Here is a 14,010-nt window from a genome sequence, read left to right as displayed (position 1 = left end):
GAATACGTAGAGATCAGAGCCAAAATGTTACTGGTATAAAACACTTTTTAGCGTGTCGGTTATAGTGGAGTCGGTACAGGTGGAATGACTCGGACTATAGAAGTTGTGTTTTGTGATCTGGCTAATGCAATAAAATCCTTCGTGAGGGACCTGCGGACTATACCATTTATAAAAATAATTGGCAATTATAACTTTTGCCTGGAGAAATAAAAAAGGAGAGGAACGAGAAACGCAGCCCTTAGGAAAAAATAGTTAACTGCTCAACTTGCTCTCTCCAATACTCGTCGTCGGGTAGAATATCCCCTGCTTGAATCTATAAATTCAGCGTAATGATTTGAGGTTTGTTGCCTTCTTGTGACAGCGCATAAATTGTATTGTCCGCTGCATCATAGCTGATTGCTGAACAAGCATTCTGTAATTGATAAGTCCGGACATGTAAACCATTCCAATCGAATACTACGATTGTTTTTCCTTTGTCCACATCCAGATTATAATCTTTCAGGGTTCTTCCTGAATACAGAGCGAAAATATAATTCTCCGATACCGCCAAATCGCAGAATCCGAACAGGTTATTTCGGGAATAAGTCACCGGATGAGTCAGGCCACGACCTTTCGGACGATGTCTGTTGAATTTAACTCTTGGGGTAGTCATATGGACTTCATTGATACGACTCAGTTCGTTATCATGAATTTCACAGATATCCAGACAACCGGATTGCATATTAGCACAGGCGACTTTGGAATGCATAGGATTCAGAGCCAAAATATTACTGGCATAGAAAATACTTTTTAACGTGTCGGTTAGAGTGGGGTCGGCACAGGTTGGATAACTTACGCTATAGGAGTTGTACCCTGTGGCCTGACTAATACAATAACGCCCTGCAGTGTAGAGACCTGTGGATAAAATTCTTTCATCGAGTCGGATTGCTCCGAATGGAGTCTTTCCATCTTCTGCAAGACTGGTGAAAACAGGTCGGTAACCTGGCGTGGCATATTCGTTTAGGTCGATTTCAACCAATCGCCCGGAACCGAAATCAAAGGCTGAAACGATATCGCCTTGTAGATTCATGCTAATATAGTACATCCCTTCACCTTCGTTTTTTCCTGCCGGCACTAAACGGGTGACGTTGCCGCTTTCACTGTCGTATATGGCAAAACGATAAGCACTGTTCGGGGTCAGGATGGCATATAAGTTTCCTTTCTTTACAAATTTAGAAGGGGATACAATGTTTAATGCCTCTAAATCGATATTATCCGATTGAGCGTAATAAAGCTCTGAAACTTTCGTCCGTACCAACGGCGAAGCTTCACTCTCTAATCTCGGATCAGATTGACAACCTCCAACCAGGAGGGCAGAGATGATGATATAGTGTAATTTTTTCATAAGGCTATTTAATCCATGTCTATGCTTAACCCGTCAAATGTTCCTATATTACCATTCTTGTCTATACCCGTACATAAGTAACCTGCTTTTATGCAGGTAGGAGTAAAATCGTCTCCGGATTCTTTTTCTGCAATCGCATTTATATTATCAAAATATAGAATAGTTTCTTCAGAATTTGAGGAAATAATGAAATTGATAGATAAAGAAATAAAAAAGACTATTCCACCAATTAAAAATTTTACTTTTTTCTTCATTTTGAGTATTTGTTCGTTTTCGGATGGCAAACTTAGGAAAGATTCTTAATTTTGTAAAAAAAAATATATTCTATAATATTCTATAAATTAGGTGTATGAAGAGTAGAATACGTATAATGGGGCGTTTATCTGTGGTACTGTTAATATGTGTATTATTAGGACAAGGGGCATGGATGTATAGAGTGCGTGAAATGAAAGTCGATGAGTTTCGAAAAACTGCTGATTATGTATTGCAGGATATTATTCAGATTTTTTTGGATAATCAAGCTCCTTTTGCTATTAAGAAATTGAAATTAGGGTATAGTTTAGCTAATGAGGATGAATTTTGTTGGAAATACAATAATACAGAAAAAAGGCTTAAAATTAATTCAATGGAGAAATATATTAGTTTAGGCCGGCAAGTTGTTTATGATTGTTTATTTGAGAACAAATGTTTAGATATACAGAAGATTGCTGTTTTATATCATAAAGCATTACAAGAAAAAGGTATATCTGAAAGTCCTTATTTAATAATTAAGGGGTTGGATGGAAATAAGTTATTATTGTCAGATAAGCTTAATGTAGAACCTAATAATATTACTACTTCTCCGCTAAATTTAGGATACGATTACAAACACCAAATCACGGCCTCCTTCAAACTTCCCTTCGTTTTCCGAGCCCTTAAAGGAGTATTATGGATTGAATTACTTTTTCTGATTGGTTTTGTTATTTGTTTAGTTTGGCAATGGAATTCGATAAAGATGACGCTAAGAAGTGTACGGGTACAGACCATGGGAATTGCCCATTTGGAACATGAGCTGAAAAAGCCTTTAGCTACGATGATTTCGGCGATAGGAGGGATGTTGAAACGGAAGGAATCTGTTTTATGTCCTACAGATGAAGTAAAGTTAGGGATGATAAAGGCACGTTTGATGAAGATGGCCGATATTACCGATACTATGCTGACCTCTTTAAAAACTTCGGTTTTGGAGGTGGAACGCGAACCGATCGACCTGCAACTGGAATTGGAGATGATCACAGAAATGTTTACGATGATCCGAAAACATGCCCGGGTGGAGTATCACATTGCCGAAGGACTCGGATACCCTTGCCTCGATAAAATATATTTCAATTATATTGTTATCAATTTAGTGGACAATGCTATTAAATATGGAGGAGCTCATCCGGTCGTTAAAATTAATTTCTATGAAGAGGGGACTGATTATATTTTGGTTGTTGAAGACAATGGCATGGGAATTGCACCTAAAGATCAAAAACAGATTTTTAAACAATTCTATCGTGTCAGAAATCAGCAAGTCACGAAAACAACAGGATTTGGTTTGGGGTTGACCTTCGTACATAAAGTGGTTTGTGCTTACGGAGGGAAAATACATATAGAGAGTGAAATAGGAAACGGTAGCAAGTTTTTAATTATTTTACCACAGGTATCATGGAAAAATTGAAGGTTTTATATGCAGAGGATGATCCTCTGACTGTGATGGAGGTTGCGGAGCAACTCGAAGAGAGGGGATTTGAAGTAATCGTAGCTACCAATGGGACGGAGGCACTGAAGCTGTTCCGGGAGCGGCAACCGAATGTTGTTTTGCTGGATGTCGATATGCCTGGTCATAATGGGTTTGAGGTGCTGCAAATTATCCGGCTTACCGACCACTATACACCGATAGTGATCTACAGTTCGTTAGGGGATGAAGCCAACCAGATGCGTGGACTCGAAAGTGGCGCCTATACCTATCTGGTGAAAAATTGCGCGCCTGCCGTTGTGGCAGCACAGGTGTATAATTGTCTAAGTAAAAATGGCAGTGATAAAATCTGCTTGGGAGAAAAATCATTTTTCGATCTGCTTTCCGGAGAATTATGGATCGGAGAAAGAAAAGAAAAATTGGTGGGATTGGAATTTAAAATCTTTACCATGCTTTGCCGTAACCGCGAGAAAACAGTTTCCCGTGAATTATTGATCAAAGCAGGATGGGATAAGGATGATTATAAATTGCATTTGCAGTTGAATAAATACATCAGTATTCTACGGCATAAAATTTCACTGACTTCGGCTTCCATTGTCACTGACAAATTTAACGGCTATATGCTCAAAGTGACCCGCTAGGGATTCCGGGACGGACCTTTTGTCCCGTTTTCTTCGATTCAGCGTATTTTCTCGTCGGGTAGGTTAGGCCTGACAAGTGAATCGTATAGATAACCGATATTGGGACAAAAGGTTCGTCCCGGAATCCCGGAGTTTAAAGAGGAGAGGAGGAGAGGGAACGTTGGTAGAGGGTCCAGATTTTATCGTTTTCGACCGGACTACCGATAAGCAGGACCCGGTTGAGCGAATCGAGCAGGAAAGTTTGGAAAGCCGGTTCGGCAGGAAACTGGTTGATTTTTTGCATATCCCCCTGCGGATCGTATAGGAAGGGTAGCTGACAACGATTGGCACGTTGCAGGATTTCCAATTCGTCGTAATTGTGGACCCAGGCAACGAATAGGATGTCGACATCGTAGCCCAGACTATCGATTTCCTGTTTCAATAATTGCCATTCGGCCAGTTTCATCCGGCATTCCGTACAACCACTGGTGTCGATGTAATTCAGGATTTTATATTTGCGTTCCTGAAAATCCGGGAGGATGGTATCCCGCCCTTGTACTTTTACCAATAAGGGATCCGGAAAAATAACTTCTTTATTTTTCCATTCTTCAACGATTCGAGCTATTTCTTTCCGGCGTGAATGGCAACTACAGAGGAGTAATACCACCAGGCAAATACTAAAAAATTTTACCATAATCGATAGAGGTTTTCTATTTATGAATGCAAAATTAGAAAAGTTTTGTCAATCGTGTTTAAATTTCCAATTTGAATTTGTAAATAATCATATTTTCGGTGTCGAGATCTGGTTTGCCATACGCATAGTAATAAGGGGCTGAATAACCGAATATCCGAAAGTTGTCGGGTACATTGAATTCTGCTACCAGGGTCTGATTTTTATAGGCTTGAACGGTTTCCCCGCAAGAAGGTTCTCCATGGTAAAAGTTTCTGAACAGGACTTTGGTTTCAGGGATGTATTTCAGGTAACGGTAAGAACCGAATTTTTTATAATCTTCCTTGTAATTGTTAGTGGCTTCTTCGAAAGTATTGGTTTCTCTGTAATCCGTATTCATCGGATGGCCGGCTAGGCCGAAAGATTGCAGGGTGTTGTTCTTAAAGTCCGTTTGATAGATCAGGGAGTCGATCTGGAAAGAATAAAATAAGGTATTTTCTGTATCGGTATCGAATAGAATCGACTTGAAATTAGGAATATAACGGTACTGTTTATAAATGGGAGAATGGGTACACATCATCCGTTCTACTTTGCCGGTACGGGGATCGATGAGTCCCAGGGTATAACTGTTTTCATAAAAATGAGCTGCCTGGCTGTTCGAACGGAAACCGTTGTAAGTAATACAGTCGGTAACGATAGCGATGGCCAGATAGTTTCCCAGTGGGCATAATCGACCGGTAAAGTGTTCAATTTCGTAAATTCCACTTTCGTCAGGACCTGGAGAAGCGAGCAGGATTTCGGGGGTTTTATCGTTTTGCCAGTCGATCCGTAACTGTTGTTTCCCTCCCCAACTTTGATCGAAAATATTCAAATGCCAGTCGTTTATAATTGCATAACCTCCTTGTGGGAGTGCGGTAATCTCATAGATCCCCTGTATTTCCTGCGGACCTCTTCCGTAGGATAGATGGGTACCCAAAAAACGCCCGTCCCGATCGTAGAGGAATAGGGTAGATTGTTCCCGGTCGGCAAAACAAAGGGTATCTCCCAGAAAAAGAAAACTCCCTAGCAGGGAAGTCATTTCGTTTTCATTACCGGCATCGATTCGTATGGTATCGAAATTGACGGAAGATATCGGATGAGCGGAACGTGACGAATAATGAGTAATTTGTGAATAATCGGTCTTATTCCGGGCTTCCGGGATGTTGCTTTTACAATTTATGAGGAAAACGAGGAGCAGACAGCTGTAGATAAAGACTTTTATCATGACGGATTAGGGTTTAAAAAAGTGATTGAAAAGGATGGTTCTGGCCGTTTGGACTTTCATCAAATGAAAAGCCCGTATTCATGGCGTAGATTTACACAATGGCCTTTACATTCTACCGATTTATAGTAGGAGGCAGGGGCATAATACCGGACATATTCTTTTTTCGCCGGGTATTTTTTGTAAAGTTGTTTGTGAGTGAGAGCGAGAAGTCGAGGCAGTGGTTGTGCGAGGACTACTGCTTCGGGCAATTCGGTGATTTTTTCTTTTAACCGGACGTTCGGATGTTGTTTCACTTCTTGAAAAGGCAGGGCTTTCATCTCATATCCCAGGCATTGAAAAACGAGTTGTTGCCGAGCGGGGATATGGAGCCCCTTTATTTCTACCTCACCTTTTTCATTAGAGGCTCCGAGAAGATACGATTCGGGATATTGCAGGACTACGGCTCCGATGATGATCTGGCCTTTTTCGTCTGTAATCCGTAAAGTCAATGAATCTTGTTGGGCTGTTCCAGACTGATTCAACAATAAGAGAGGCAAAAGGTAATAAAAAATTTTTTTCATAGATTTTCAGTAATAGGTTATCAGAGTGGTAACCGATATTTGTTGACTGCATTTTCTTCAGAAGAACTTACGGTATAAAGTATATTGCTGTCTTCGTGGACATCTATACCATTGGTATAGTGATCGAGCAAAAATTTCCGGATCAGCTTACCGTCGAGGTCGTATACTAAAAACAAATTGCCACCATCAGGAGTAGGCTGCCCCTTCATCATTTTTTTGAGTTCTTCTTGGTGATCGGTGCCCGAGAATAAGGTGTAGATGGCTTTTTTCCCGACTTGTACATCCTGATAACCCTTGATTTTGCCGACAAGGAGTCCGTTTTTATCACTCAAAAAATCAGGTTCACCTCCTTTGCCGACAATGAACCGGGAAGAATCCGACGCCAGGTTATGGATTTCCAGTAATTCTCCGTTTTGGGTGACAAGGACTAATAGGTGATTGTCGGGATTATAGTCAAGATAAGAGTTCCATAGTGAGGCTGTCATCGTCGGGTAGGCTTTGTTTTTTGCGGTATTTCCCCACGGAATCTCGTATTTTTTGTTCAGCAGATGTCCACAAGTATCGATAAATGCAATCCGTTCCGGTCCGTCGAAATTGAGCAAGGCAAACCCTTGGTCCGTCCGGCAAAAATTCAGTATCGGAATGCCGGCTTGAGGGTAGTCGATTATCCGGGCAGGGGAAATGCGTTGTTGCATCAGACTGTCTTTCCGGAAGATCGAAAGGCGGGCCCGGCTAGTGTCGAAAACATAAATATGTTGCTCGTCCATACAAAATCCTCCTGTCGAAATATATTCTTCCGGCCCGCGGCCGTTCACGGCAAAGGAAGTGATGAATTGCAGCTCAGGATAAGAATAGAGATGATAGAACCGATCTCCTCCATGCAGGTCCCAAATACACATTATAGAATCCTGTACTTTTATTTTATATGGATATTTCATATATAGGTCACTGTTTTTTAACAAACATTCCGAAGTCAGGGGAACGATCTCCCCGTTATCTCCGGATGGGGGAGTGGGTTTACAGGAAATCAGGAGTCCTGGTAACAGCAGGAAAAGTAGAGTTTTATTCATATGCTTGATTTTATTCATTTGTAACCTGGTGGTCCATTTGATCCGGTCAAAAACCGAGATATCACATGTAGGACGGATGGACGAGCTGATTAGTTACAGCTTAAAATCAGATAATGAATAAAGTTTTAAAAAGGATTACAAGTTATATTAGTTAAGGGAGCCTGGTTTCGGTTTTGGGGGATTTTGGGAATAGGTGAAAAGACGTCGGCTACATTCATCTATGACCAGAAAAAATTCGGATTGGGGATAACAGTAACAATCTTCTTGGAGAGTTGCTGAGTTACTGAGTTAAAAGAGTTGCTGAGTTAAATAAGTTTTCAATAAAATTACACTGAATTGAAATAAGTATGGGGATTATAAACTCTTCTCAACTTAATAATTCTTTTAACTTCTCCAACTCATATCTTAGTTTCTCAGTAACTTAGCAACTCTTTTAACTCATCAACTTATCAACTCTTTTTAATTCTTTCTGCCATAGCTTGGGCGATAGCTTTACATTGCTCGATGTCGGAAGATTTCATAGCTCCGAGTGCTTCATTGGGTTCTGCTACCACTTCCCACTTCATTTTTTCTGCAAAAGCTTTCAGGCGGGGGATGGCTCCGCCTCCCCAGGTTTTATTACCGAAATAGGCCAGAAGGTGATTTTTAATGCCCATATTTTCCAGTTCGCACAACAGGGTTTCCATAGTTGGGAAGATACCGCCGTTATAGGCACAACTGCCGAGGATCACTCCTTTGTAGCGGAAAATATCGTTGATGATATAAGAAGGATGTGTCTTCGAAGTGTCGTGGATCCGTATCTTTTTAACGCCTTGTTCGGCGAGGAAACGTCCGATTGTGTCTGCCATCTGCTCCGTGTGACCGTACATACTGCTGAAAGCGATCACCACTCCTTCTTCGGTTTCGTATTTACTCCATTTTTCATATTTAGCGATGATATCACACACATGTGAGCGCCAGATCGGACCATGGGTGGCACATATCGTGTTGAAAGTGAGTGTATTCAATTTCTTCAGGGCTGTTTGTGCCGGCATACCGTATTTCCCGACGATATTCGAATAATAACGGCTGATTTCCTCTTCCAGGTAATCCAGATCGACCTGGTCATCGAAAATACCACCGTCCAGGGTTCCGAAAGCTCCGAACACATCCCCGCTGAATACGATATTCTCGCCCGGTAGATAGGTAACCATGGTTTCGGGCCAGTGCAACATCGGAACCATATAAAAATTCAGGGTACGTTTACCGATGTTCAGTGAATCGCCTTCCTTTACTTCGAGCAAGTTGGAATCTACTCCGTAATAATTTTGGAGCATGGGGAAAGTTTTACAGTTGCCCACTACCGTCAGGTCGGGATAATGGCAGAGCAGGTTTTTGATTGCTCCCGTATGGTCCGGTTCCATATGATTGATGATCAAATAATCAACCTTCCGGCCTTGGAGCACAGCTTGCAGACTATCCAGATAATCATCCATCCGGCTGCGTTCGACGGTATCTATGACGACTACTTTTTCGTCTACAATCACATACGAATTGTAGGCTACTCCTTTAGGGAGAGGCCAGTAGTTTTCGAAAATATGAGTTCTTCTGTCATTTACGCCGATCCAGTAGATGTTGTCTTTGATTTTGATAGCATTATTCATATGTCGTTGATTTAATCTTATATTCTTTGCAAAGTTAGTTAAAAGGTCGAAAACCTCAAAGGCGTAAAATAGAAAAGGCCGAAGAAGTTATCATAACTTCCTTGGCCTTTCAAAACTTTTATGTCACAAATGTCTATTTTATACCCAATTTCTTTTTCAGGTCTTTGGGAAGAGCATCTTTGTGAATCATCACTGAAGTAGTCTTGTAAGCTACAAAAGGATAAGAAGCATACAGGTATCCCTTGTATTTACCATAGTCACCCCAAGAGTTTTTCACGATGAAATATTTATTTCCGATTTGATCGACAGCTTTACCTATTACATGCATGCCATGGTCGTCGGTAGTCAGTTTATTGTCGAATTCTTGCTGACGCAGTTCCTGGGTAATTTCTTTTTCTTTACCCGGTTTCTTTAGCAATTCGGCTTGTTGTTGTGTTTTCGGCATTTTCACCCATTTCGCGATTTCAGCGTCGCTCATTTCTTTGATGTTCACGTCCGGAACAACAGCCAGGCCGTCGCGTGTGAAACCGATTTCAGAAACGTCTGATCCCCAGGAGAAAGTGTAGCCTTTGTCGATCGCTTTGTCGAGTACATCCATCAATTCATCCAACGGAAGATTGTATGACATTTCGCCGATCCAGTTATCTTCTACTTCCAGAGCGAATTGAGTATAGAACGGATGGTGGGTGAAAGAAGTCAGGCTGACATAATCGTCCATATTCAGCCCACAGGCATCTGTTGCGAAAGTCATCGGAGTATATTCTTTTCCTTGCCAGGTGAATTTTTCCGGTTTTTCGCCCAGATAAGCATTCAGTATACCGTCATAACCTCTTAACCACGCAGTGCTTAATTTTTTGTTAGGATTGCTGACAACAGCGTCCAGATAACCTTTCAGGATAGCATCCAATTCGCCGTGTACATGTACCTCTTCGCCGTAGTTCAGGCCGCTGTATAAAGACAACGGAACAATACCGTAGTTCCGGATTGCCCAGGTCACATCGGCAGAAGCGCCTCCCTGTCCGAAGTTTACATGGCCGTTCATCCGTACATATTTATCTCCTTTGGCATGATAGGTGTTCCATACGACATACATCGGAGACAGGCTGAGCGAATCTTTGCCCATACGCATGATTTCAGATTCCAAAAAAGAAATAGTCGACCAGGACCAACAGGTTCCGGCACGATCCTGCGATTTAACACTTGTTGTCGGAAGGCGTTTGATATCCGTAAATTTGTAACCTTCCTGATCATTCTTTTGTTCCTGGGCATTCACGGTCACTGCACAAGCTAACAGTAAGCCCAAGGTGAAACAGGTAAATTTTCTCATGTTTGTAAATAGTTATTGATATAAAAAAAATCTAACGTTTGCGATGCTGCCAAAGGTAATCAATTGAAAATTTAAAAATAAGTCTCAGCACGGAAATGCCGAAGTTTTAAGAAAAAAATAACACTTTACATTTCGTTGCTTTCCTTTTGGATCTTTTTCCATAAACAGATCTTTCCCCAAAAGTGATATTTCCGGTTGCAAATCCAGATGAAGATCACACCGGCGACAAGCATCGTCAGCGTGTCGAAATGCGAAGCTGTCGGATGCAGGTCTTTGAAAAGGGCGTGGGTTTGCAGGGTAGAAGAATCGGAGGTTATGGTGATGGCTGCTATAATATTATTGGCCATATGCAATCCCAGGGATAATTCCATGCCGTCGTCTTTCACCGCTACAAAGCCCAGGATCAATCCCATCAGGATGTATTGGGGAAGGGCCACCCACATGCCGAATTCTTCGACTTCGGGGTTGGCGCCGTGCAGGATGCCGAACAGGACACCCGTGATAACGACAGCTACCCAGCGGTATTTGAAGAGCAGGGCCGACCACTGCATGAGGTACCCCCGGAAAAGCAACTCCTCAAAAGAGGTCTGAAAAGGAAAAAGGAGTAGCGAGATAACGACCAGAATCAGGAAATGAACCGGTTCGAATTGAAATACCAGATGGGAGGTATCCCCGAAAAGGAAAGGGAGGGCCAGGGTGATCAGGGATAAAATACCCCAGACAGCAGCACCGAAAAAAATCCTGCCCCAATCTATCCGTTGCCGGCCGGTTACGATATTTGCCGTTTTTTTATGATGGATATATTTAACACAAAATAAGATGGTGAAGAAACCTACAGCAAAACTGAGTAAGGTTAAAGCCAACCCTGTATTCGTACTTGTGGCTGCCGATATATCCCCTCCTTGCAAGATGGAAGGGTCTTCCATAATCATATATCCCACCAGGGGAAGACTGCCGATTTGTGTTGCAGTGAAAATAATCAGTAACGAAAAAATGTAGAAATACCATTGATTTCGGCCGGAGTAAACTTTTTCTAGGAACATCGGTAAAAAATTAAAAATTAAAAGTTGAAGAGCAAATGCCTCATTTTAGCATTTGCTCGAGTGAATATTCGTCGGATATCAACACTTGCCGGGCTTTGCTTCCTTCGAAGGGACCGACGATGCCGGCTGCCTCGAGTTGGTCCATGATACGGCCGGCCCGGTTGTAGCCGATAGAAAACCGCCGCTGGATGGAAGAGGTGGAACCCTGTTGGGTGCTGACTACGAGCCGGGCTGCTTCTTCGAACAACGGATCGCGTGATCCCGGGTCGATGTCGTTGAGGCCGTTCCCTTCGTTTTCAGGTACATATTCCGGTAGGGCAAAAGCACTCGGATATGACTGTTGGCTGGCAATATGGTGGGTGATCGCATCTACTTCGGGAGTATCCACAAAAGCACATTGCACCCGTGTCATCTCACTACCTACCGATATCAGCATATCACCACGTCCGATCAGCTGGTTGGCACCCGGTGAATCCAGGATTGTCCGGGAGTCGATCATGGAAGCGACCTTAAAAGCGATTCGGGCCGGGAAGTTGGCTTTGATCACCCCGGTGATGATATTCGTAGAAGGCCGCTGGGTAGCGATGATCATATGAATACCTACAGCACGTGCCAGCTGGGCGATCCGGGCGATCGGGGTTTCTACTTCCTTACCGGCAGTCATGATCAGGTCGGCGAATTCATCCACAACCACCACGATATAGGGAAGGTATTTATGTCCATTATTGGGGTTCAGTTGTCTTTTGATGAATTTTTCATTATATTCTTTAATGTTTCTTACCTGTGCCATTTTGAGCAGGTCGTAACGGCTGTCCATTTCAATACACAGGGAGTTGAGCGTATTGACTACTTTAGCGGTCTCGGTGATGATCGCTTCTTCTTCATCCGGCAATTTGGCCAGGAAATGTTTTTCTATGATAGAATAGATACTGAGCTCTACTTTTTTAGGATCGACCATCACAAACTTCAGTTGGGACGGGTGTTTCTTGTAAAGCAGTGAAGTGATGATCGCATTCAATCCGACCGATTTACCTTGTCCGGTAGCTCCGGCAACCAAAAGGTGGGGCATCTTTGTCAGATCGAAAGTATACGTCTCGTTAGAGATGGTTCTGCCCAAAGCTACCGGCAAAGCGTATTTGGATTCCTGGAATTTCTTGGAAGCGATGATACCGCGCATGGAGACTACCTCCGGATTTTGGTTCGGCACTTCGATACCGATCGTTCCTGCTCCGGGAATAGGGGCGATGATCCGGATGCCCAAAGCAGAAAGGCTAAGCGCTATGTCGTCCTCAAGGTTTTTGATTTTGGAAATCTTGACACCCGGAGCCGGTACGATCTCATACAAGGTGACGGTCGGACCGATGGTTGCTTTGATCTTGGTGATTTCGATTTTGTAATTACGCAACGTTTCTACAATCCTGTTTTTGTTAGCATCCAATTCTTCCTGGGTGACTTTCGGATTACCGGAGGAATGCTCTTCGAGGAGTTCTAAACCGGGATATTGGTAATTGGACAGGTCGAGGGTCGGATCGTAATCTTCGGTCGGCTGGTTCTGATCGACGGTTTCTTCCTGATCCTTATTGCTGATGGTCAAGGTGATGTCCTGATCGTTTCCGGCCGGTAAGTCGGTATCTCCTTCTTCTTCATCATCGGTAGACGATTTTGCTCGGTCATCCGATAAATCCGATAGTTCCTGGCTGAATTCGAAATCGTTGATAGAAGCGGACATGCGGTTGAAACCTTGTTGCAAGGTGATTGCTTCCGGATTTTGATCCGTTGTTTCTTTCGGTGCTAACAAACGCTCCGGTTGACTGGAAAAATCGGTATCCTCCGGTTGGAACGTACCGTCGTTGTCGTGGGGAAAATCCTCTTGTTCTTCGTCTGCGTTCTCCTTGTCGGAATCGCTTGTTGTATCTTCGTCTTCGGGATCTTGTTGTGCGTCGGCTTGCCGTTGTGCTTCTTCACGGGCAGCTGCAGCACGGGCTTCCCGTTCGGCTAGTGCGGCCAGTGCCTTTTCCTGGTGACGGCGGATTTGTTCTTTGATATAATCGACACATTTATAGAAAGTCCGTTCGAATCCGAAAAACAGAATGGCGATAAAAGTGAGGATCAGAATCAGCATAGTCCCGATACGTCCTACCAATGAGTTCAACCAGACGCTGACAAAATGTCCATGGCCTCCCCCCGGGAATAGGTAGCCTGTGCCGACTTCGAAAAGATTGGAAATACTCTCCGAGAGAAAACCCAGGAATAAAGAGATCCAAAGAATAATACACATACCGATGAATAACCTGCGGCTGAAGTTTTTTACTTTGATACTCCCCAGACGGAAACTGCATAATAATAAAAGATAGCAAAGAATGAAAGAAGATATACCGAACCACCGGTTGATCAATAGGTCCGAAATCCAGGCTCCGATCTTTCCGGCAGGATTACTGACTTCGATTTCCGGATTGGTAATGATTTTCCCCCAGGGACCATCGACCAGACTTTGATCGATACCTCCCGAAAAGAAGAAACCGATCAGGGCGAAGAGAATATACAACGATACCAAAGCCAACGCAATTCCCAGAAGGATACGTGTCCGTTGTTCTTTTAAAAATTCCGGTAGCAAAGAAACCTGTTTTTTCTCCGTTTTGGAGGAAACAGGTTTATGTTTTATTTTTTTCATCTTTACAATTTTTCAGCCTACGAAGGTACGAAAAATTGAAAATT

General features: G+C 42.8%; 12 protein-coding genes. 2 read left to right on the top strand and 10 right to left on the bottom strand.

Annotated elements, in window-relative coordinates; all coding sequences use genetic code 11:
• Positions 1–313: 313 nt before the first annotated feature.
• Complete coding sequence (locus WS42_RS01120) at positions 314–1,384, bottom strand: BF3164 family lipoprotein (RefSeq protein WP_022161355.1); 1,071 nt, start codon at positions 1,382–1,384, stop codon at positions 314–316.
• Between the two features lie 8 nt (positions 1,385–1,392).
• A complete protein-coding gene (locus tag WS42_RS01115; protein WP_046404977.1) occupies positions 1,393–1,638 on the bottom strand; it encodes a hypothetical protein in 246 nt (81 codons plus the stop codon).
• Positions 1,639–1,733: 95 nt separating this feature from the next.
• On the opposite strand from WS42_RS01115, the gene WS42_RS01110 reads away from it, so the two are divergent.
• Both WS42_RS01110 and WS42_RS01105 read left to right on the top strand, forming a co-directional pair.
• Complete coding sequence (locus WS42_RS01110) at positions 1,734–3,080, top strand: sensor histidine kinase (RefSeq protein ID WP_022161356.1); 1,347 nt, start codon at positions 1,734–1,736, stop codon at positions 3,078–3,080.
• On the top strand, positions 3,068–3,739 hold the full coding sequence (locus WS42_RS01105; protein WP_013611576.1) for a response regulator transcription factor: 672 nt from the start codon (positions 3,068–3,070) through the stop codon (positions 3,737–3,739). The genes WS42_RS01110 and WS42_RS01105 overlap by 13 nt, the downstream gene beginning before the upstream one ends.
• Before the next feature lie 133 nt (positions 3,740–3,872).
• Here the strand turns inward: WS42_RS01105 and WS42_RS01100 are convergent, their stop codons facing one another.
• From WS42_RS01100 to WS42_RS01065, 8 genes are all read right to left on the bottom strand, one after another.
• A complete protein-coding gene (locus tag WS42_RS01100) occupies positions 3,873–4,412 on the bottom strand; it encodes a redoxin domain-containing protein (RefSeq protein WP_022161357.1) in 540 nt (179 codons plus the stop codon).
• A 58-nt stretch (positions 4,413–4,470) separates the two neighbouring features.
• Positions 4,471–5,652, bottom strand: a complete 1,182-nt coding sequence (locus WS42_RS01095; protein ID WP_013611574.1) for a hypothetical protein — start codon at positions 5,650–5,652, stop codon at positions 4,471–4,473.
• A gap of 59 nt (positions 5,653–5,711) precedes the next feature.
• Positions 5,712–6,212: a hypothetical protein gene (locus WS42_RS01090; protein WP_022161358.1), complete on the bottom strand. Its 501-nt coding sequence runs from the start codon at positions 6,210–6,212 to the stop codon at positions 5,712–5,714.
• Between the two features lie 20 nt (positions 6,213–6,232).
• A complete protein-coding gene (locus WS42_RS01085; RefSeq protein ID WP_022161359.1) occupies positions 6,233–7,282 on the bottom strand; it encodes a TolB-like 6-bladed beta-propeller domain-containing protein in 1,050 nt (349 codons plus the stop codon).
• Positions 7,283–7,731: 449 nt separating this feature from the next.
• A complete protein-coding gene (locus tag WS42_RS01080) occupies positions 7,732–8,925 on the bottom strand; it encodes an FprA family A-type flavoprotein (protein WP_046450652.1) in 1,194 nt (397 codons plus the stop codon).
• Positions 8,926–9,058: 133 nt separating this feature from the next.
• Positions 9,059–10,252, bottom strand: coding sequence for a C1 family peptidase (locus WS42_RS01075; RefSeq protein ID WP_013611570.1), 1,194 nt, complete (start codon positions 10,250–10,252; stop codon positions 9,059–9,061).
• Positions 10,253–10,377: 125 nt separating this feature from the next.
• Positions 10,378–11,295 carry a CPBP family intramembrane glutamic endopeptidase gene (locus tag WS42_RS01070; protein ID WP_046404971.1) on the bottom strand — a complete coding sequence of 306 codons (918 nt, stop codon included), beginning with the start codon at positions 11,293–11,295 and terminating at the stop codon, positions 10,378–10,380.
• Between the two features lie 40 nt (positions 11,296–11,335).
• A complete protein-coding gene (locus WS42_RS01065; protein WP_013611568.1) occupies positions 11,336–13,966 on the bottom strand; it encodes an FtsK/SpoIIIE family DNA translocase in 2,631 nt (876 codons plus the stop codon).
• Between the last annotated feature and the right edge of the window lie 44 nt (positions 13,967–14,010).

This window comes from Odoribacter sp. N54.MGS-14, assembly GCF_000980295.1.
GTDB classification, from domain to species: Bacteria; Bacteroidota; Bacteroidia; order Bacteroidales; family Marinifilaceae; genus Odoribacter; species Odoribacter splanchnicus.
This window is presented reverse-complemented; position numbering and strand designations above follow the sequence as displayed.